Genomic DNA, 21,797 nt, shown 5'->3' on the forward strand with positions numbered 1-21,797 from the left:
GAAAATCTCTAAGATACCTAAAGTGCTTTTTATATTAAAAACAGCCGGTTAAACGATAAAGATAAAGTAAAGTCTTGTTATTATCGTGATTTACTGACGATAAATGCGCATCTCAAAAATGATATCTCTTTTAAAATCAAATAGATAGTTTGGTTTTGAAGCGTAGTAAGAACATTATCACTAGGAAAGTTCTGGTTACTTTTAAAGAGGAAATCTTTGATATTACTGTTTACATGAATTTCCGCTTTAAGATACTTCGAGGCCTTTTCAATGCCACGCTCTCGATTTCCGCTTAGACAAAGAGCAGAAATATTATTTCTTGTAAGATTTCATAATAGCTAGAACTAGAGTGCGTCAGCTTGAGTATGAAACAATACAGGTAAATACCCAATTTGCTTCGACAATTGATTTGCTTGCCAGTAACTTTCTCGTTAGCTATTTTTTCTGCTACTTACTTTGTCCATCAAAAATAAAAAGCGGCTAATTAGCCGCCTTTATTTATTTGAAGAATGATTAGCAAATTAATGATGATCTTCTCGAGCAATAGCTGCTGCTCGTACACTACTCTGAACTAGGATTAATAATTCACGTAGCGCAACAGAGAATTTGGCAAACTCATGTCGTTTACTTGCTCTGAAATCTGCCAGCATTTGCTGCCAGCGAGAAAGTAAAGCAGAGTTCTCGACAATCCATCCAATAATTCTTTCTTCAGCAGATTCTGACTTTTTGGACATATGTAATACAGCAACAGTCAAACTACGTTGCTGCCAATCGAGATCTTCCCTGAAGGAAGCTCTTGCAAATGCTTGCCAATGGTTGTCAACCGGCTGCAGGTTAATCTGTTCAAGGAACCAGTGAAGTTCTAATTTCGCGCCAAGTTTAAAATAAACTTCCGCAACCAAAGAGATATCCAATCCGGTTAACTTCGCCATTTCAACGATATCAAGCGCAGAGAACATAGTACTCATGTAGCCTATTTTTTCAGCTAGTTTCTTGGGAACACCATGATCAACCCAGTGGTTTACACCCTGCTGAATACTTTCATTTTCCTTTTGCTCAAGAACTTTATTGATACACTTTTGTAAGGCTTCAACGCCATCCTTGAAATAATCGATTCCATCCTGAATCGCCAGGTTCTTACGACGATGACGCAAGAACCAACGTGTACACCTTCTTACCATTCTCTGTGTTTGATAAATCATGTTGTGTTTTATCGAAGCAGGTACTGAATGATCGAGTGCCTCAATTTGCTTCCACATGGATGGCATATCATATATTTCTTTTGCTAGAGTGAAACAGGTCGCGACATCAGCAGGTGTTGCACCAGTCTCGTCCATCGCTCTAAAAGCAAAATTACTTCCCAGATAATCTACCATTTCATTTGCCAGTCGCATGGAGATGATCTCATCTTTCAGCGGATGACTTCGCATTTGAGTCGCGTACTTCTTTCGCATCGGCTTAGGGAAGTAATTAATCAAAAGCTCCTCATAATATGGTTCGTTAGCAACTTCAGGAATACAGAGTTCTTCTTTAAGTACCATCTTTCCATAGGCAGTTAATACTGCCAGCTCAGCGCGGGTCAATCCTTTACCTTGTGCTAAGCGCTCAAGTAGCTCTTCATCATTCGGTAAGAACTCTAGTTCTCGATCAAGTCGCTCTTCCTTTTCCAGCCAATGAATAAATCGCATGAGCTCTTTAACCATTTTTTCCGAACGTTCTTCGCTAACACTGATGGACTGAGCCTGTAAGAAATTCTCTCGAAGTACTATTTCAGAAACTTCATCAGTCATACTTTCAAGCAATTTATTTCGTTGCTTTACGGTCATATCACCGTCAGTCACAACCTGATTTAGTAATATTTTAATATTAACTTCATTATCAGAACAGTTAACCCCGCCAGCATTGTCAATAAAGTCAGAATTACCACGCCCGCCTCGACGCATATACTCGATCCGACCTAATTGAGTGAGCCCCAGATTTCCACCTTCACCGACAATACTGCAGCGCAGTTCCTCACCGTTAATCCGTAAAGCGTCATTCGCTCTATCACCAACTTCTGCATGAGATTCCGACTTAGCTTTTACATAAGTTCCTATTCCACCATTCCATAGCAAATCAACTTCGGCTCTTAAAATACAGCTGATTAATTCGTTAGGTGGTAACGCGTCGTCTTTAACTTTAAGCAGCTTTTTTATCTCTTTAGATAAAGGAATAGACTTGGCATTCCGAGAGAAAACTCCGCCACCTTTGGAAATAAGTTTGGAATCATAATCTTCCCAAGAAGAACGAGGCAAATTAAAAAGCCTTTCTCGCTCAAGATAACTCGCTTCAGGCTCGGGATCGGGATCAATAAATATATGCATATGATTGAATGCAGCGACAAGTTTGGTGTGACGCGAACACAGCATACCATTGCCGAATACATCCCCTGCCATATCGCCAATACCGACCGCAGTAAAGTTTGTTGTCTGGCAGTCAATGCCCATTTCCATAAAGTGACGCTTAACGGATTCCCACGCACCTTTTGCTGTAATGCCCATTTTTTTATGGTCGTAGCCAACGCTTCCACCTGATGCGAAAGCATCTCCTAACCAGAATCCATATTTTTCAGAAATACTATTGGCAATGTCAGAGAATGTAGCAGTTCCCTTATCGGCTGCAACAACCAGGTAAGGATCATCTTCATCATGACGAACGACTCGTTGAGGAGCTACCAGATTACCATCGACTAAATTATCAGTAATATCGAGCAATGCACTAATAAAAATCTTGTAACAGGCAATACCTTCTTCCATAAACTCTTCGCGCGACAATCCGGCTAGACTTCGTTTGCATACAAAGCCACCTTTTGCACCGACAGGTACAATCACAGAGTTTTTAACTTGCTGGGCTTTTACCAGACCAAGTATTTCAGTTCTAAAATCTTCTCGACGGTCTGACCATCGCAGTCCCCCTCGAGCAACTTTACCTCCTCTTAGATGAACACCCTCAATCCGGGGGGAGTACACAAAGATTTCAAACATTGGCGCAGGTTTTGGAATGTCAGTAATCTTCTGAGGAGTAAATTTAAAGCTGATATAGTTTTTACTTTCATTATTTGAATCAAGCTGGAAAAAGTTGGTTCTAATTGTCGCTTCAAACATTTCCAGATAACGACGCAGGATTCGATCCTGATCAAGATTCGCAACCCCGTCAAGCGCCTGAATAATTTCCTTACGGAGCGATTTTTCTTTCTTTTCATCCCTCTTTAAATCAGGATCAAATTTTTGCGTGAAAAAATTAACCAGTAAGTGAGTAATTTCAGGATAACTTGCTAATGTGTCTTCGACAGAATTTTGCGAAAATGCAGAGCCAATTTGCCACATGTATTTTGCGTAAGCCCTAAGCATTGCTGTCTGACGCCAGGTTAAACCTGCAGCCAGTACTAATCGGTTGAAACCATCATTTTCAGCCTGTTCGAACCAGATTTTCGCAAATGCTTCCTGGAAAGTTTCCTTAATTTTCTCGAGATCGAGCTTAGTACCTTCGGGATGTTGCATAGTGAAGTCGCTAATCCAGCGTACCGCTCCACCTGCGGGTTTTATTCTATACGGAGACTCACCAATGATATTCAACCCCATGTTCTCGAGCATTGGTAATACATCGGAAAGTGGTTTAGGCTGGTCTCTGTAAAATAATTTAAATCGAATATAATCATTCGACTCTTCCTGTGAACGATATAGCAGCATACTAAGAGCACAGTCATCGGTTAAAGACTCCATGTGCTTGATATCCAGAACCGCAGTTTGAGTAATGGCATACTCCTGATAGCTGACAGGAAACCTGTCGGAATAACGTTGGCTTAAACGTTTTCCTTCTGCCTCACCAAATTCACTTAATAAGGCTTCATTTAAGTTATCTTCCCAACTGCGTGTCGCCTGAAAAAGATCTTTTTCTATCTCTTTAACATCGTATTCAATCGTTTCCGCATCTTCCACGGGAATAATGAAATGCATTCTTGCCAAAATCGATTCGGAAAAAGTCGTTGTAAATTGAGGCTCAGAAACTGCTCCAAAAGCACTGGATAGAATCTTGGTTATCGCAATCCGAATCTTAGTGGTATAAATCTCTCTTGGCACATAGACCAAGCAGGAAAAGAAGCGACCATAAGGGTCTCTTCTGGCAAACAACCGAATAATCGGTCGTTCCTGTATTTGCAAAATACCAATGGTTGTTTCATAAAGCTTATCCACACTGGTTTGAAATAGCTCATCTCGAGGATAGGTTTCGAGTACATTTCTTAATACTTTATGATCATGTTCTAAAGGAGTTAATCCCGATCTTTTCTGAACCGCATTAATTTTTTGGCGTAGAACAGGAATACTCATCGGATTTAAATTGTACGCTGCAGAAGTATACAAACCGATAAAACGATCTTCACCGATAATCTCTCCTTTCTCATTAATCCTTTTAACGCCGATATAATCCAGGTGGGCGGGACGATGAACCCTGCTAACAGCACTTAACTTGGTTAATACCAATAAATTTTCATTATTGAGAATTAAATTTCTCGCTCCTGCAGGTAAATCACTTAACCGGTAGGGCTTAGGCGCCCAGTTAGCTTTGGTTTTAAGCCCAAGTGAAGTTTCTTGTTGAGGAACCAGTTTGGTATCATTCTTTTCATTGGTTAACTGATAATATGTATATCCCAGCAAGGTGAAATGATTACCACTTATCCAGTCTAGAAAATCTTTGCACTCTTTGTTCTTCTCGTTTTGTAAGTTTTTAGGGAGATTTTCTACTCTGGCGATAACTTCCGCCAACCTTTCTTTCATCGGCTCCCAGTCAGAAACGGATACGCGGACATCAGAAAGGACTTCTTCAAGGTTACATTTGATTAGCTCCAGCTCTGTATCATCAAGCTGACGGTCTATTTCCAGATACATCGGGGTAATGCTGGCTTCCCGATGACCAACTTCGGGTCGAGCAATAGAACTAATTTTCTGACTCTTATCACGCGTTATATCGAGAGGAATATGAATGTGCAGATGAATGTTGATCCCCATGCGATTCAATTCCATACGAACAGAGTCGACCAGGAAAGGCATATCCTGGTGAACCAACTCAATAACCGTATGTTTGGAATGCCAACCATGACTCTCAAAATCGGGTGTATACACGCGAATATCACACTCACTCACGCTGTCCTGCATGTAATTCCATAAACTTACAATTGGTGCGTAAAGCTCATTGGCATTTTTGTACTCAAAGTCGATGCTGGAGATCCCTGCGCAAAAATAATGGGCAAACTGAGAAACCAGCGCTGCCTGAGTCTTATTGAACTTCGATTCGATTAGCTCAATTACGTTTTTGAACAAGATGGTGTCGTGCGTTTTTTGTTCGATTGACATTTTTTTAACCTTACCTGGGACTTTAGCTAACTCCCTCAAACCCGGCTATTTTGAATAAATTAATAACCGCGGCCTCTTCGAGTTGTTCCTAACCAAAGTGTGTCAGCTTTTTTCTATGACAAATTTATATAATGATAGTCTATGATTAAGTGGATAGATAACCTAATTAACTATTCCTTTCGCCTTCAAGCCCTCGTAAAATGGGCAAAATACTAAGTTTTCAAGCAGCTTTTCAGAACATTCATGAATCAGAATAAATCTCAGGCTATTTTGGCCACAAAATCGACGCCATTGTAGGCGAAAGTTTATTAAATCGCATCAATAAAATCGCGAAAATGACAAGTTTTTGAAACAGGTCTGGTTCACGCCTTTCTAAAGACCTGACTCACTAATTAACCAAGTTTAAATCATATTGCTTCAATCTTGCCAGAGTGATGATTTGAGGGGGGGTATCAACTAAAAAGCCGAAGATATAACTTCGGCTTTTTAGTTTGTCGACAAGAAGTCGTTACCTTGGCAAAGTAACTACCTTCTATATAAGAATGCCGCCAGAGCAGGCAATAATATTACTGCCCCTAGCATGTTAAACAAAAACATGAATGTCAGTAAGATCCCCATGTCAGCCTGAAATTGCAGTGCAGACATTAACCAGGTGCTTACCCCAATAGCTAAAGTCAATCCGGTAAAAAATACCGCGTTTCCGGTCAGGTTCAGTGTTTTCAGAAAGGCTTCAGAAATACTTTCTCCAGCACGAATGAATATCAGCATTCGGGAGAAAATGTAAATACCATAATCAACACCTATACCAACACCAAGTGCAACTACCGGCAAAGTAGCCACAGTCAGGCCTATATCAAGAATCGTCATCAAAGCTTGTGCCATCACAGAAACAATGGCAAGAGGAATAACAATACATAAAGTCGACCTAATAGAGCGGAAACTAATCAGACAAAGAAGGATCACAGCCAAATAGACCCATACCAGCATGGGCAGTTGAGCTTCAGATACGGCTTCATTTGTTGCAGCCATAACACCTACCGGGCCAGTAGCCAGTCTGAAAGTCACTTTTTCGTTAGGATGTTGCTGTCTGTATTCCTTAGCGGCATTAACAACCTGTTCAATAGTTTCTGCTTTATGATCTTTGGTAAATACCAGAATAGGAATAACACTACAATCGGTATTAAATAAGCCACTACTAGTCTCAAGATAGCGAATTGATTGTGTTAGAACACTTTGCTCTCGAGGTAAAATTCGCCATTGTAAAGCACCTTCAAAAAATCCAGCGTTTAGCATTTTAGAAACCGTAGGTAAACTAATTGCCGACTGAACTCCCGGCAGGTTCTCCAGATTCCATTGGAACTTGTCGATCTCATTCATGATCTCAAACTGGGTACATCCTTCCTCAACAGTTTCAGCAATAATCGAAATCATGTCTGTACCAATAGAAAAATTATCGGTTACAAACTTGGTATCAAGGTTATAGACTGAATCAGACCTTAAAGCAGGGGCTCCAGCATGAAGATCGCCGACTTTCATGTTGCGAGCAAACATAAAGGACACTACAACAACAACCAGCGCACACATAAGGGTCATTGCAGCAGTTCGTCTTTGAGCAAAGCCAGAGAAAAACTTCCATAAAGCCCCCTGCTTTCTTGCAGAACGCTCAACTTTCTCTCCAAAATTGGCAGGAAATTTGGCAAAGGAAAGCAAAACAGGTAACAAAATAAGGTTGGTCAGAATAATAACCGCGACCCCTAAACTGGCGGTTATCGCAAGCTCTTGAATAATTTCAATTTTTATCAACAATAAAGTCAAGAACCCGATAGTATCACTAAGCAGAGCCACCATTCCCGGGATAAAAAGGCGACAACAGGCTCCATAAGCAGCTTCGAGTGAACTTGTTCCTGTTGCGACATTCTTTCCAACCGCGTTAATCATTTGAACACCATGACTAACGCCTATCGCGAAAACAAGAAACGGGACTAATATTGACATGGGATCGAGCCCAAATCCAAAGGCTGTTAGTAGCCCTAACTGCCATATAACAGCTACAACAGAACAGAGTAGCGGCAAAACCGTAAGGCTGACGGAGTGAGAATAAAGGTAAACTAGAAGTGCTGTGATAACAAATGCTATAGCGAAAAACATAACTACTTGTTGGGCACCATTACTTACATCACCGATCATTTTGGAAAAACCAATGATATGGACCTCAATATTAGGATAAGCAACTTCCATTTCTTCGCGGATTTCTTCTAGTCGATTTGCGACCCCAACCAGATCCGTTTTATCTTTGGTAGCAGGATCGATTGACAAGAGTTGCGCACTAACCATGGCAGAACCAAAATTATTAGCGACCAGACGACCTACCAATCCAGCCTTCAAAATATTGCTTCTTACAAGCTGAAGTTGTTGGTCTGAACCATCAAAACTAGGAGGTATTACCGGACCACCAACCATACCGTCTTCAACGGCCTCAACAAATCGAGTATTGGGCGTAAATAGAGAGCTCATTAAAGGCTCTGAAACGCTTGAGATACTGGCTACTTTATGGGTTGCGTCCGACAAGGCATCGAAAAATTTCTGGTTGAAAATATCACCAGACTTATCCTCGAGAACAAAAAGTACACGATTTGCTCCACCAAAATGTTCCTGGTGCTCAATATAGGTCTTCATATACTCGTGTTCTAGCGGGATATTCTTTTCAAAGCTAGCATCGACTCTTAACTGAGAAGCGAAATACAGCATTATCACTGTCGCTATTGCAAAAATAGCCAGAATACCTTTCCGTTTGGAGAATATTAAGCTTTGAATAACTGCGTCTAATTTATTACCACTCATTCTTGTTTCCATCTTATTCTGCATAATTAATGACTAAAATCCGCTTTCATTACGCCATTAACACCCACTAACAAAATTTCGTCACTTTCTAACTTGACCGCACTAGCCAAGTGTACCCGATCGCTACGTTTATAGAGCTTAACCGTTTCGGCATTATCTTTACTGATAAGCTGGGTTCCATCAGATCCAACAATTAGCAGGCTCTTGGAGTTTAGCATTAAAGCTCTTTGCAAACCTGACGTTGTCCCAGTTTCTGATTGCTCCCACGTCTGTCCTAAATCATCTGACCAGAATAGATGCCCACGTAAACCAAATGCAATAATTCTTCCATTAGGTAAACCTTCAATTCCAAAAAAGGAACCATGATATGGACTTTCGATACGCTCCCAGCTTTCTCCATAATCTCCCGATATAGCGAGAAAACCAAGTTCACCAGCCATGAACAGCTTTTCGCTAGATTGATCAAAGGTAATTCCATAAAAATGGGTAAAGCCGATCTCTACATCTTCCAAGCTTTCCTGATAAATATCTTCCCAGGTTTCTCCCCCATCATCGGTTCTAAGGTATAAGCCATAAGCTCCCACTGCAATGCCAAAGTTCTCATCTTTAAACCAGATGTCAAAAAGTGCCGGTTGATCAACGCTCGCATTTTCATATTTTAATGTCCACGATTCACCGCCATCTTCAGTCTTCAATATATTTTGTTGATGACCAATAGCCCAACCAATTTTTTCATTCACAAAAAGTAGTTTTGTTAAAAGGACTTGAGTTGGTACTATGACCTGACGCCAGGAATTGGCCTCATCTTCCGAGATCAATATATGACCTCTCTCGCCAACAGCTATTAGCTTGCTTTCACCTACGCGCTGTATATCCATTAGCAATCGTTTTGAAGCTTTTGCAGCTTTTGTGCTGACAACAGCTTGTGCATTTGTATTACTTTTACCTGCTTCATCAGCTTCTTCATCTTGTCCTGCTAAGCAGTAACTGGAAAACTGAATGACTATAAGCAGACTACAAAAAAACTTATTCATACTAAACCCACTAGATTGTCTTGAAAGTCACAAAAAAATTTATGACTGTCCCTCTCTGAGAATAAAAAAGGCCGGTAAAAAAACCGGCCCCTGGTTAAAATAGAGTTCCAGAATGCAACCTGAAAACAGACTTTATCTTCTACCCGCTCTTCTTAGTGCGGCAGGTGTAAAGTCTCTTTTGTCTCTCTTTGCGAAAAAGTCCGGCATGGAATCTTCATTATCAAGACCTAACGCTAAATAGCGACCTGACTTGAGATCATGAAATACTTCAAGCGTAGACCAAAGTAGCGGAACTTCAAAGTAGTTAACTGCATGAGACATAGCGACTCGCCATAACTGGTCTTGAGTATCATAGATGTCTGATATCGCAATTTGCCAGCTATCTTCATCAATATAGAAAACTCGCTTCTTATACTGATGACGCGTATCTTCTTTTAGATTGGCTTCAACAACCCACACTCTGTGCAGCTCGTATCTGACTAAGTCTTGATTAATGTGTCCCGCCTGAATGATTTCGTCATACTTAACCGTGTTCGAGTGTAATTTATAAGTATTATATGGAATGTAGATTTCCTTCTTACCAATAAGCTTCCAGTCGTAACGATTTGGCGCGCCATTGTACATATCGAAGTCATCGGTTGTTCTTAAGCCGTCAGCCGCTGTTCCCGGGGCATCATACGCCACATTTGGAGCACGACGGACACGACGCTGACCTGTATTATAAGTCCAGGCTTGACGTGGTTTTTTAACCTGATCAAGCGTTTCATGAACAAGTAGAGCGGTACCTGCAAGGCGAGCCGGCGCTGTAACCCATTGCTTGAAATAGAACAGCATGTTTTCTTTTTCCAGATCCTCAGGCTTTGTCCCTTTTTTGGTGTAAACCTGATCGATTTCATCACGGAATTTAACCAGAGTATAGCTACCATCGCGTTGAGGAGTTGCTTGCCCTACGTATCTGGTTGCTGTTTCACCGCGATATCGAACAATGTGATTCCAGATAACCTCTAACCCGCTTTGAGGAATAGGAAATGGAAAACCAACCGCAGCCTGTTTTAACCCATTACCACCTTCAACCAACGTAGTACGCCCAGCGTTAGCTTTTGTCTCTTCGTAAACATGCGTCGGATAAGCTGCGCTACGATGAGTTGGATAAACATTCATCTTGAAAGTTTCTGGATATGCCTTGAACAAAGCCATCTGACCTGCAGTCAGCTTATCTTTGTACTGCTCAGCATTAGCAGCTGTGATAGTGAATAAAACCTTGTCTGATGAATAAGGATCTGGATGAAAGTCCCCTTGTTTGTATCCAGCTGGCGGCTTTGATATTCCACCAGTCCAGGCAGGAATAGTGCCATCGGCATTTCCAGCCATCTCAGCCCCAACAGGGGTCAACTCTGTACCTAGCTTTGCTACCTGCTCAGGCGATACTTTCGCCATCGCTGCACTTGATGCAAGTCCAAAGCAAACCGCACCGGCAAGTAATGTTTTTGTAAGTTTTATGCTCATGTTTGCTGGTCCTTATTAAAATGAATAACTAACGTTGGCGGCGAAGAAGTCTTTATCTTCCATCAGGTTTGCTGCGCCTCCGTCAAAAAACGCTGAATAGCCAGCATCAATTTTCCACTTAGACTGATATCCAAAGGCGACTCCAAGAGTGACTGCCTTTCTATCTTCAACAAAGTTTGAAATCGGCCCTGGCGTGATACCTTTTACGTCGTGCTGAAGAACAAGACGTGGTGACAAGTTCCAGCCTCCCAACACGTCTGTATAATCCAGACGAGTTACGAAGCGATAGCCCCACGAAAAATCTGTTGCAAATGAAGCTGTTTCAACGCCTTCAAATGCCGCTCTAGCTTCATTTCCACTTCGGTTTGTTCCAGGAGCGTTAAACCTCAACTCATCTTCGGACGGCATATCCAAAACCTTGTTTGCGCCCACTTCTACAAGAACAACCCATTGGTCTGCACCAAGCTTTGGACCAACAAAATAGGTAAACGTTGTCTGAGCCTGTACCGTATCAAACAACCTGTAGCCTGAAATTTCCTCACCTAAGCCAGCCCCACCAGGAATTTGCGAAGTTCCGCTCGGGATAGTGCCTACTGGCTCTAAAGTAGCAAAAAGTATTTCTACATCATCTATTTGCAGTGGTTCATCTTTACGATAGGTCATTTCACCGGCAATAGATAAGCCGCCATCAGTTGAAGTATTAAAGCTCAGGCCATACATTTGAATATCTTCCAGATATTCAAAAAAGCCTCGTGTAGCCGTGCCATCATGTGCATAAGCAGAGATTAAAGGACGCTTATTGTGGTAGTTGACATAATAGAAACCAAATTCTGTGTAGTTCCAGTCCTCAGCAAGCCAGGCTAACTTGACACCAAACTGGCCATCGTCTCTGGCGTCTCTATCTGCAATACGAAACGCAACTGTACCGGGTGTATTTTCTGGTACTGTTCCAAAGCCTAAATGTATGGAAGTTCCAGTTTCGCCGCCAAAATCCTGAGTTGCAAAGTAGGTTCCTGGTTCGTCTGTTCTAAAATGCTCCCACTCAAACTGTGCATAAGCTTCCAGACTTAGTGTTTCAGATAAATCCATTGACGACCAAAGTGTATTTACTGGTATCAATCCTTCTTTGATTTCCGAACCTGGAACTCTAAGCTTAGTAGCATCAACTGCATTGATTTCAGAGAGACCATGTTGAATAAAGGTAGACTCTCCCCAACTAACGACTTGTCGTCCCAGTCGCCACTGCATGTTAGACTCACCAAACTCGTGATTGTTATAGACATAAGCATCTAATAGACGGTAGTCATCGCCATGGTTTTCAGCGGCTTTTTCAGATATTGGCTTTCTTCTATTTTCAGGATTATCCATCAATTCAAAGTCGCGCACTCCAGTACCGCGAATAAAAAATCCAAATCCGCTTTCATGTTGCAGCCCCAGTTCAGTAGTAAACTTGAGCGCTGTCGAAAACGGGTCATTCTTATCAAAGTTTAAGTTTGCGTCATCACCGTTATTTGACCAGGCACCACGACTCAAATCAATCGGTACACCTTCCAACTCTGCCAGATTGGCATGACCAATACGATCAATGTCTCTATCTTCCATTCTCCAACTGGAACCAAGGGAAACCGTAGTATCCCAACTACCACTCCAACTATCACCCTTAATTTCAACGGCTTGAGCGGGTTGCCCCATACTGAGTGCGAATGCCACTGCTGCAGTGACAGCTGCAATTTTTGGTTTTTGCATGGTATATAGCCCTTTTTTTATCATTGTATTATCTACCCAACTATGAGCGGATCAAATTTGAACTGATAACCGGAATATCTGATAACCCGAATATTTAGCTCACAAGTTATAAAAAAGTATACTCATGAGAATGCAGTTCTTGTTATATCCTAGACTAGAGTTGAACTCACCGAAACCTATTATGAAAAATCATCCGACCAGTTTAAAGCTTTTTTTAAACTTTTTTTACTTCTTAAAATTCAATAACTTAAGAAAAAATTCTTTTTGTGCGACGCACAATATCAGCTATTTTTGACAAGTGATATGCACTTTCCTTCTGCTGTATATCTCAAAGTAAAAGCTCCATTGATTCCATTATGCGTGACAAAGGGAGAAAGTAAGTTGGCAGGAAACTTTATTTTCTTTCCTGAGCGCGCCGTTACGACCACCCATTTTACTTCTCCCTTGTAGTACCTCAGATATTCATTCGAGCTAATATTTAACGAGAAGCTCTCTTCAAGCTCCTTATCGCTACCTTCTGAGCCTTGCATATTGCTCTTCCAGTCTAAATAGCTCCGACTCGAGGACAGGAAGCTCTCTCTCAATATCCTCTTTCTCTTCCCTTAAAACTCTAATTTCTACCAATAAAGCTCTTCGTGTCTCTACGCTTGTACCCTGCGCAATCAATTGTGCTTCTTTCTTCTGAATATCAGTTTCAATTTGTTGTAGCTTGCGATGGAGACTATCGAGCTCTGATTTTGTTGATGCGATTTTTGAACGGACCAGATACTCTCGATGACCCTTATTGAACCCTCTTTTGAATCCTTTGGACAGATTGGCAGGACATACACCATTGTAGCCTCCACCACTTCGTCCGAGGCTCAAGCCGCGATCATAAGTACAATACTGTTTAAGCCCTTCGTTATGTCCCACTAGATATTGTTGCAAATTAGGGGCAATACCATGCTCTGCACAGGCGCTCCTATGATTCCCGATATATGAAGAAGGCCTGCCCGCAGCCCCATCTTCCATACCAATTATCTGCCAGTTTGCTACCTGACATTCAGAGCGATCCATCGTGGCACAACCAGTCTGCGTTAAGAAGCATAGGATGATAAAGCTCAGAGAGAACCCCAACTCAAGTTTTTTCATATTCTGGTCCCGAATAAAATAAAGGTCATACTTAGAAAAGAATAGCACCGTCTGTTCTAATCTAATCGAATGAAATATAAGATAAAAAATTAATCTAGCAGATATGATTATCAAAGCCTAGCAGGATATGGGAAGAAAGAAGGAATTTTGTGAGCCGAGTTCAACTACAAAAGTTTGCCAGGATTAATAACAAAAAACCCGGGCATAGCCCGGGTTTTTAATATGGCGCGCATGGAAGGAGTCGAACCTCCGACCGCCTGGTTCGTAGCCAGGTACTCTATCCAGCTGAGCTACATGCGCGTTTCGGTTTTGACGCTCTGCGTCAAAGGGAGCGGTATTATGCTTATCGAGTATTACCTTGTCAACGAATATTTTGAAAATATTTAGCTAAATCAAAGTTTACTCAAATCACTTCGCTTCCTTCATAAAGTAGCTCTAAGCAATGGCGGAGAGAGGGGGATTCGAACCCCCGATGGGCGATAAAACCCATACTCCCTTAGCAGGGGAGCGCCTTCAGCCGCTCGGCCATCTCTCCTAATGAAATTTGCTTTCGCTACTTTTTGCGGGGGAGAATACTACCTGATTAAAACTAAAAATCAATCTCTTTTTTAGTAATTAATGCAATTCTTTTTCCAGGTGATTAAATAGTGATCACTATTCACCAGATGACATTTCTTTTTCGCGTTGAATACGCATGTAAATCTCTTCTCGATGAACAGAAACTTCTTTTGGCGCATTCACACCAATTCGCACTTGATTACCTTTAACACCAAGTACAGTTACAGTTACATCATCACCGATCATGAGAGTTTCGCCAACACGACGAGTTAAAATCAACATTGCCAATCTCCTTAGATTATTTGGCTTTCAACAGTTAACGCGTCCTACAACTACATAGTTCCCTATAAAAAGGTGCGCAATTATAACAATAGTCTATTTCAGCGTCACTGTATTAATTTTTTATTTATCAATTATTTTTAACAATCTACAAAAAATAGAGGACTACTATTGTGAAGCAACCCAGTCTTTTACCCAGTTTAAGGCCTCATCCAGAGCCGCCAGATTGACGCCTCCACCCTGAGCCATATCCGGGCGACCACCTCCTCTGCCATCCAGTTTAGCGGCTAATTCCTTCATTAAATTACCGGCATGATATTTCGGCGTCAGGTCTTTGGTTACTCCGGTTATTAAACTTATTTTGCCATCAACTTCTGCAGCCAAAGCGATCACCCCGCTACCTATTTTACTTTTTAGCTGGTCGCTGAGTGCTCTCAACTCTTTCGCACCTATACCATCAATTTTGGCAGCTAACAAACAGACATCACCGACCATTACTTTTTGATTAAGTAAATCAGAGCCCTGATTAGAAGACAAGCGTCCCTTGAGCTTTTCAATCTCACGATCTTGCTGTTTAGACTTAATAATAAGCTGTTCAACTTTGTCGCTTAACGACATTCGATCAGTTTTTAAGCTCGCGGCTAACTGATTAATTAGCCATCCCTGCTTTTGCGTATATTCGATAGCACTATCCCCGGTGATAGCCTCAATTCGACGAACGCCTGAGGCAATTCCCTGTTCTCCGATAATTTTAAAAGCGCCTATGTCTCCAGTTCGCTCAACGTGAGTTCCGCCACACAGTTCTATAGAAAACTCTGACATTTTTAGAACTCTAACCGTGTCTCCATATTTTTCGCCAAAGAGCATCATAGCCCCCATTTCCTTGGCTGAATCGATCGTAGTTTCAACAGTTTCTACCGGATGATTTTCACGGATGTGTTTATTTACCAGCTTTTCGATTTTAAAAATTTCTTCTTCTGTGACAGCAACAGGATGTGAAAAGTCAAACCTCAATCTCTGACTATCAACCAAGGAGCCTTTTTGTTGAACATGCTCACCCAAAATATTGCGAAGAGCGGCATGCATCAAGTGCGTCGCAGAGTGATTAAGCGCGGTGTCCGCCCTTTCCTGTCTGTCTATGGATGCTTTGAGACTTTCATCAGTTTGAATTGTTCCCTCTCGCACAATACCTTTATGCAAAAATGCATCTTGTGCTTTGATGGTATCTTTCACCTCGAATTGAAAGCCTTCCCCAACCAGTACGCCTCTATCCCCAACTTGTCCGCCAGACTCAGCATAAAAAGGCGTTTTATTAAGAACGATCGCAGCTTCGGTTCCTACAGTGATCGCGTCTACCTGTCCTCCATCGACAAGAATAGAAATTACTCTGGCGTCACTTTCCAACTTTGTATAGCCGACAAACTCTGTCTTATCGTCCACATTTAAACTGTCATTGTAATCAACTTCAAACTGTCCGGCTTTGCTACTCGCAGCTTGCTGTTCAGCTAATAATTTGTCAAAACCAGCCTTATCGATTGTTAACCCTCTCTCTCGAGCATAGTCAGCCGTTAGATCGTCTGGAAAGCCATAAGTGTCTTTCAACTTAAACACTATGTCGCCCTCAATTTCAGTCCCGGACATACCTTCTATATACTGCTCAAGAATTCGCATTCCATTTTTGAGTGTTTTAGCGAATTGCTGTTCTTCAGTGAGCAATGTTTTAGTAATAAAGTCTTTTTTGTTTGTCAACTCTGGATAAGCATCCCCCATCTGTTCGACAAGGACATCAACAATTTTATGGAAAAATGTCTGCTCAGCACCAAGCTTGTTACCATGCCTGATTGCACGACGAATGATTCTTCTAAGTACGTAACCACGCCCCTCATTACCCGGTAAAACACCATCAACAATCATAAAGGAACAGGAACGAATATGGTCGGCAATAACACGCAAAGACTGATTGGAATGATCATCAACCTGAAGCAAATGGGCGACTGACTGAATTATTTTTGCAAAAAGGTCGATCTCATAATTGTTGTGAACATTTTGCATAACTGCAGCAATTCTCTCCAGCCCCATTCCAGTATCGACGGAAGGCTTTGGCAGAGGTGACATTTGTCCATCTTTGCTTCGATTGTATTGCATAAACACCAGGTTCCAGATCTCAATATATCTATCACCATCTTCTTCCGGACTTCCCGGAGGCCCGCCGGCAACTGATTCCCCATGATCGTAAAAAATTTCACTGCATGGTCCACAAGGACCTGTATCACCCATTGCCCAAAAATTATCCTTATTACCAAGACGAGAAAACCGCTCTTGATTTATACCGATTTGATTAAACCAGATTTCTTCAGACTCTTTATCGTCTTTGTGAACAGTTACCCAGAGTTTTTCTTCTGGTAGCTTTAACTCCTTGGTTAAAAAGTCCCAGGCATATCGAATAGCTTCCTTTTTGAAATAGTCACCAAAGCTGAAATTCCCAAGCATTTCAAAGAAAGTATGATGGCGAGCGGTATATCCAACATTTTCCAGATCGTTGTGTTTACCACCGGCTCTTACACAACGCTGGCTTGTTGTTGCGCGCTGATAACTTCGTTTATCAGTACCCAGAAAGCATTCTTTAAACTGTACCATTCCCGCATTGGTAAATAATAAAGTGGGATCATTACCTGGAACCAATGGACTGGAATCCACTCTTTGATGCCCATTCTTCTCAAAATATGACAGGAAAGCTTCCCGAATTTCATTGCTGGTCATTGTCACCAGAACTTTCTCCTACTTCACGAAGACGGTTTATTGACCGCCGTATTTGCTCTCTTTCAAATCCTCGGTACAAAAGAAAACGTTCCAACTTACTGCTTCTTTTGAAAGAATCTGATTCTTTTATTTGGTTATTTTTCTTCCTGGCTAACCTGTCACAGATGGTCTGCCAGTCAACTTCAACTTCATTGAGGGCCTTTTCCAATAATTCTTCCGTTATTCCATGCTGTGCAAGCTCAAACCTTATCCTTTGTATGCCCTGACCATTATTTGCTTTACTGCGAATGAATGATTCACAAAACCTTATATCACTTTGCCACCCCTCTAAAATCAGATATTTCAAGGTGCTTTGTACTTGTTCATCATCCAATCCACGAGCTTTGAGCTTCTGGTTGAGTTGTTTGACAGAATACTCTCTACTCGACAAAAGCCTTGTAGCGTAACCAATCGCTTTGGCTAATACTGAAGAAGATTGGTCGGCTAAAGGGCTATTCATGGTGGCTATTCTAATCGATGCGTACCGGATCATCTAGTCCTGATGCTGCGGTGTATTCTGATTACAGAAAAGCCCGAGTCGAAGTTGATGGTTATTAGAGCTAACTTTTTGAAGTTATTGTACTTTATCTAATCGAGTTTGGGCATTCTCTGGGGAGGGAAAGTTGCCAACAAATGCTCAGCAGTGCTCATCGCGATTGTAGCCCTTTCTTCTGGCGAACGATTTCGGTAAATTCCAAGACTTTTCGATATACTACCTCGCCAGATAACCTGCTTTTTAACAGGATCCACAATATCCAGTACCAGTGTTCCTACCTGGTACTCTCTAACACTAGTGGTTCCCATGTGAGGCCAGGGATACCCTCTTCTTGGATCTGGATAAAAAAATGGGTGATACCCCCAGGTACTATAAAAATGGTCTACATCTACCTTTTTATCGGTAATTGTGTGGACCTTTAACAAAAAGCTCGCTTTCCCGTTCTGTTCAACTTTTTTAAACCCTTTACGATTAAGAACCGTTTCAATAGCATTTCTCTGTCTTTTGTCATCAAGAGTAGAGACATGATCTTCACTATCAGGGAGCCAGGCGTAAGTTTTTAGCTGTCCAAAATTATAACTCGTATCATAGTCATAAGTAGTGGGAGGCTTCATAACACAAGCACTCAATAGAGCGTACAGACAAACTAACAATACTTTTTGCATATATCCCATATACTTTCTCTCTAAGTCGATTCCTCAAAAAGTTACTGAATCGAAAAACTTTTTATCAATGACTTAACTTTATGACCTGCGATTAATCATTAAGTGCTATTGTTTCTAAGAAACAGATGTGAGCAATCATTTGACTATGCTTAACTATATCAGTCTATGCTTTCATGCAAAAGCGATAGCTAAAAAAAAGGCTGCTATAAAAGCAGCCAAATCATGGTCCAGGCAACCAATGAAGAATCAAGACTAGAGTTCAGATAAATTCAGACCAAACCAGAATTTGTTTACGGAGAACCCTCTTCCTATAAAATATTAACAACTGAGATAAAGGATACCCCAGCAGCTTATGGAATGCAATATATTTTTTATTGAATACAATAATAACTTTATTCAAGAGATAAAAAAAAGCTCATACGATATAGGTATGAGCTCGACTATCTGCCTGAATTAGACTTAGAGCTTATTAAGCTTTATCTTCCTCTTTTTCTTCTTTTTCTTCTTTTTTATTAACCTGAGGCAATAAAGCTTCCCGAATTTGCCTTTCTATGTCTTGGGCAATCTCTTGATTCTCATCTAGAAACTCCATGACTTTTGCTTTACCCTGGCCAATACGATCACCATTATAGCTATACCATGCACCAGCCTTATCAACGATTCCCTGCTTTACACCCAAATCAATAATTTCACCATTTCGAGCAGTTCCCTGCCCATAAAGTATTTGAAACTCAGTCTGCTTAAAAGGTGGCGCTACTTTATTTTTAACCACTTTAACTCGAGTTTCATTACCAATAACTTCATCGCCCTGCTTTACTGCGCCAATTCGACGAATATCAAGTCGCACTGATGAGTAGAACTTAAGCGCATTACCACCAGTAGTTGTTTCAGGGTTTCCAAACATGACTCCAATTTTCATTCTTATCTGATTGATAAAAATTACAGTACAGTTTGTTTTCTTAATATTAGCTGTTAGCTTTCGTAACGCTTGTGACATAAGGCGAGCCTGAAGTCCAACATGAGAATCACCCATATCTCCTTCAATTTCGGCTTTGGGAGTCAAAGCTGCGACAGAGTCAATAACAACCAAATCGACAGCAGCAGATCGAACTAACATATCACAGATTTCTAGTGCTTGTTCTCCGGTATCTGGCTGCGACACAAGCAAACTATCCAGATCAACCCCAAGCGCTTCGGCATAAATGGGGTCCAGTGCATGCTCCGCATCGACAAAAGCAGCAGTTCCGCCAGTTTTCTGACATTCAGCAATAGCTTGTAGAGTCAGTGTTGTTTTACCTGACGACTCTGGACCATAAATCTCAATGACACGTCCCTTGGGTAAGCCGCCAACTCCGAGAGCGATATCCAATCCCAGAGACCCCGTAGAAATAGCATCAATTCTCTGCGTCTGATTTTCACCCAGGCGCATAACTGAGCCTTTGCCGAATTGTCTTTCAATTTGGCTTAATGCGGCGTTGAGTGCCTGTTTTCGATTATCGTCCATTTGTTTCTCCAGTTATTATCGTATTCAAGGGTGTAAACGCCTTCTACTCCAGCACTGTTTATCGCTTTCAATCATTCCATAATCTAAAAGCTTTCTAACTCACGCTCTATGAAGCCATACAACCTTAACAGTTTGCTCAAATTCTAGATATTGGAAAAGACTGCCAATTGATTAAGACAAAAACACATTCTTAACTAACTCTAGTTTCTATCTTATCTTGTTCTAGTCTTGCTCTTGTCTTGTTTCTGTTATCTAGGTCAATACCGTTTCTGTTATCCAAGTCAACACCAAGAGCTTACTATTGTCTTACTATTGTTTTGTTATTGTTCCTATTGTGACCTAACACTTTAATATTACCAGTCGTCCAATAGCTACTTATGCTACACCTACTTATACCAGTAGGCAAGAACTTTCTGAGAGAGTTTCCAAACCCCACCGAAGTGATTATTTTGCAGCCTCTCTCGAAGTTGTTGCTATTTTATCTACACATGTAAAGCTGGTCGATACTAGCTAGATAGATGTGTCGCTTTTTCATGCAGGAGCTAAGAATCAAGCTTTTCTTTAAGCCAGTCTCTCAGTTGATACCACCAATAACTAACCTGTGCTGCAGGCGGCCCAAAAACACCTCCATTCCATGGTAGTCCCCAAGTTTCAAATGCTTTTACCTTTTCTGACGCGCCGGTGATCGCTTCAGCAAGAACTTCTCCTGCCAGCGTTGTCGGTGCCACACCATGACCTCCAAAGCCAATACCATACCAGACATTAGGATAAAGCTGCCCTATCTGCGCCATCTGGTGGCGCGCATAAGACATAAACCCCTGCCAATGAAAATCGATCTTCACATTAGTCATCTCTGGAAAAACCTTTAGCATATCCTGATAAAGGAGATTACGTAAATCGCCAGGAGAATTTGTATTGGCGCTTACTCTCCCTCCCCATAGAATTCGACTATCGTTTAAAGGACGGTAATAGTCGAAGGCAAAACGTGTATCGTAGATAGCAGCCTTAGTATTGATGCTCTGTTCAAGTTTATCACCTAGTGGCTCAGTCGCCATGACATAGGTCGCTATTGGTAACACTGAACGTCTGAGGGGGCTAGCAATATGGCTCAAATAACCGCCGCCGGCTATCACCAGGTTTTTACAACGAATTTCGCCATTACTACAGCTAACAGTTTTAACACTTCCCTCCATTTCAATATTGATCGCCGGGGAACCTTCATAAATCTCCCCCCCCTTATTTTTGATGGCCGATGCAATCCCTCTGGCATAATTTAGTGGATGAAAGTGCATCGCATTGGGTTCGAATAAACCACCGGTATAACGCTCTGTATTTACCAGCTGCCGCAAGGCCGAAGGTGACAAATATTCCCACTCAACTCCCATAGAGTCACGCATAAATGCTTGTAGCTGAAGAAGCGGCGCTTGCTTTTTAAACCAGTTTGCCAGTATCACGCCCTGATCAACCAGATCACACTGAATTTCATATGTTTTAACCCTGTTTCGAATCAAGTCGACCGCATCAAGAGTAAGCCCATACAATAACCTTGCTCTTTCCAGACCAACTTGAGCTACTAACTGCTCAGGCCCAAGTGAATAACCGCCAAAAACAAATCCGCCATTCCTTCCGGATGCACCCCAGCCAACCTTATTCTGCTCGACTATCGCAACACTGGTATGTCCCCTTTCAATCAACCCTAGTGCGGTCATCAAGCCGGCATATCCACCTCCAACGACGCAGGTTTCAAAGTCTTTTGCCCCCTGCAATAACGGGTAGGAATTTTGCTCATTTAAAGTCGCTGCATAGTAACTGTTTGGATAATTCAACATTGCGTTAACGCCATAGTTA

General features: G+C 41.5%; 13 protein-coding genes and 2 tRNA genes. All 15 read right to left on the reverse strand.

The annotated features are described in order from the left end of the window. Nucleotides 1-521: 521 nt before the first annotated feature. Nucleotides 522-5,390, reverse strand: coding sequence for an NAD-glutamate dehydrogenase (locus tag IYN84_RS17330; RefSeq protein WP_196140525.1), 4,869 nt, complete (start codon nucleotides 5,388-5,390; stop codon nucleotides 522-524). 525 nt (nucleotides 5,391-5,915) lie between these two features. Then, nucleotides 5,916-8,231, reverse strand: a complete 2,316-nt coding sequence (locus tag IYN84_RS17335) for an RND family transporter (protein ID WP_196140526.1) — start codon at nucleotides 8,229-8,231, stop codon at nucleotides 5,916-5,918. 26 nt (nucleotides 8,232-8,257) lie between these two features. After that, entirely contained in the window at nucleotides 8,258-9,265 is a 1,008-nt protein-coding gene (locus tag IYN84_RS17340; protein ID WP_196140527.1) for a YCF48-related protein, read from the reverse strand. A gap of 132 nt (nucleotides 9,266-9,397) precedes the next feature. Next, nucleotides 9,398-10,771: a DUF1329 domain-containing protein gene (locus IYN84_RS17345; RefSeq protein ID WP_196140528.1), complete on the reverse strand. Its 1,374-nt coding sequence runs from the start codon at nucleotides 10,769-10,771 to the stop codon at nucleotides 9,398-9,400. Nucleotides 10,772-10,786: 15 nt separating this feature from the next. Next, complete coding sequence (locus IYN84_RS17350; protein ID WP_246723025.1) at nucleotides 10,787-12,517, reverse strand: DUF1302 domain-containing protein; 1,731 nt, start codon at nucleotides 12,515-12,517, stop codon at nucleotides 10,787-10,789. A 281-nt stretch (nucleotides 12,518-12,798) separates the two neighbouring features. Continuing rightward, on the reverse strand, nucleotides 12,799-13,047 hold the full coding sequence (locus IYN84_RS17355; RefSeq protein WP_196140530.1) for a DUF2835 domain-containing protein: 249 nt from the start codon (nucleotides 13,045-13,047) through the stop codon (nucleotides 12,799-12,801). Beyond that, nucleotides 13,028-13,648 carry a DUF2799 domain-containing protein gene (locus tag IYN84_RS17360; protein ID WP_196140531.1) on the reverse strand — a complete coding sequence of 207 codons (621 nt, stop codon included), beginning with the start codon at nucleotides 13,646-13,648 and terminating at the stop codon, nucleotides 13,028-13,030. Before IYN84_RS17360 ends, IYN84_RS17355 begins: the two co-directional genes overlap by 20 nt. Nucleotides 13,649-13,871: 223 nt before the next feature. Continuing rightward, nucleotides 13,872-13,948: transfer RNA gene (locus IYN84_RS17365), tRNA-Arg, on the reverse strand. Between the two features lie 143 nt (nucleotides 13,949-14,091). Then, nucleotides 14,092-14,183: transfer RNA gene (locus IYN84_RS17370), tRNA-Ser, on the reverse strand. Nucleotides 14,184-14,302: 119 nt separating this feature from the next. Continuing rightward, nucleotides 14,303-14,488, reverse strand: coding sequence for a carbon storage regulator CsrA (gene csrA, locus IYN84_RS17375; protein WP_196140532.1), 186 nt, complete (start codon nucleotides 14,486-14,488; stop codon nucleotides 14,303-14,305). A 165-nt stretch (nucleotides 14,489-14,653) separates the two neighbouring features. Then, the gene (alaS, locus tag IYN84_RS17380; RefSeq protein WP_196140533.1) at nucleotides 14,654-17,245 is read right to left on the reverse strand and encodes an alanine--tRNA ligase; all 2,592 of its coding nucleotides are present in this window, start codon (nucleotides 17,243-17,245) and stop codon (nucleotides 14,654-14,656) included. After that, the gene (locus tag IYN84_RS17385) at nucleotides 17,232-17,744 is read right to left on the reverse strand and encodes a regulatory protein RecX (RefSeq protein ID WP_196140534.1); all 513 of its coding nucleotides are present in this window, start codon (nucleotides 17,742-17,744) and stop codon (nucleotides 17,232-17,234) included. The genes alaS and IYN84_RS17385 overlap by 14 nt, the downstream gene beginning before the upstream one ends. Nucleotides 17,745-17,872: 128 nt before the next feature. Beyond that, entirely contained in the window at nucleotides 17,873-18,454 is a 582-nt protein-coding gene (locus tag IYN84_RS17390; RefSeq protein WP_196140535.1) for a DUF4136 domain-containing protein, read from the reverse strand. Nucleotides 18,455-18,914: 460 nt separating this feature from the next. Continuing rightward, nucleotides 18,915-19,949: a recombinase RecA gene (recA, locus tag IYN84_RS17395; protein WP_196140536.1), complete on the reverse strand. Its 1,035-nt coding sequence runs from the start codon at nucleotides 19,947-19,949 to the stop codon at nucleotides 18,915-18,917. A gap of 542 nt (nucleotides 19,950-20,491) precedes the next feature. Further along, nucleotides 20,492-21,778 (reverse strand): FAD-binding oxidoreductase, encoded by a 1,287-nt coding sequence (locus IYN84_RS17400; RefSeq protein ID WP_196140537.1) that lies wholly within the window; start codon nucleotides 21,776-21,778, stop codon nucleotides 20,492-20,494. Nucleotides 21,779-21,797 lie beyond the last annotated feature (19 nt).

The organism is Aliikangiella sp. G2MR2-5, assembly GCF_015687155.1.
GTDB lineage: Bacteria > Pseudomonadota > Gammaproteobacteria > Enterobacterales > Kangiellaceae > Aliikangiella.

Coding starts and splice junctions, on each gene's coding strand:
- IYN84_RS17355 (WP_196140530.1), bottom strand. CDS start 13,047: ATGCAAGGCTCAGAAGGTAGCGATAAGGAGCTTGAAGAGAGCTTCTCG.
- csrA (WP_196140532.1), bottom strand. CDS start 14,488: ATGTTGATTTTAACTCGTCGTGTTGGCGAAACTCTCATGATCGGTGAT.
- IYN84_RS17340 (WP_196140527.1), bottom strand. CDS start 9,265: ATGAATAAGTTTTTTTGTAGTCTGCTTATAGTCATTCAGTTTTCCAGT.
- alaS (WP_196140533.1), bottom strand. CDS start 17,245: ATGACCAGCAATGAAATTCGGGAAGCTTTCCTGTCATATTTTGAGAAG.
- recA (WP_196140536.1), bottom strand. CDS start 19,949: ATGGACGATAATCGAAAACAGGCACTCAACGCCGCATTAAGCCAAATT.
- IYN84_RS17335 (WP_196140526.1), bottom strand. CDS start 8,231: ATGAGTGGTAATAAATTAGACGCAGTTATTCAAAGCTTAATATTCTCC.
- IYN84_RS17345 (WP_196140528.1), bottom strand. CDS start 10,771: ATGAGCATAAAACTTACAAAAACATTACTTGCCGGTGCGGTTTGCTTT.
- IYN84_RS17385 (WP_196140534.1), bottom strand. CDS start 17,744: ATGAATAGCCCTTTAGCCGACCAATCTTCTTCAGTATTAGCCAAAGCG.
- IYN84_RS17400 (WP_196140537.1), bottom strand. CDS start 21,778: ATGTTGAATTATCCAAACAGTTACTATGCAGCGACTTTAAATGAGCAA.
- IYN84_RS17330 (WP_196140525.1), bottom strand. CDS start 5,390: ATGTCAATCGAACAAAAAACGCACGACACCATCTTGTTCAAAAACGTA.
- IYN84_RS17360 (WP_196140531.1), bottom strand. CDS start 13,648: ATGAAAAAACTTGAGTTGGGGTTCTCTCTGAGCTTTATCATCCTATGC.
- IYN84_RS17390 (WP_196140535.1), bottom strand. CDS start 18,454: ATGGGATATATGCAAAAAGTATTGTTAGTTTGTCTGTACGCTCTATTG.
- IYN84_RS17350 (WP_246723025.1), bottom strand. CDS start 12,517: ATGCAAAAACCAAAAATTGCAGCTGTCACTGCAGCAGTGGCATTCGCA.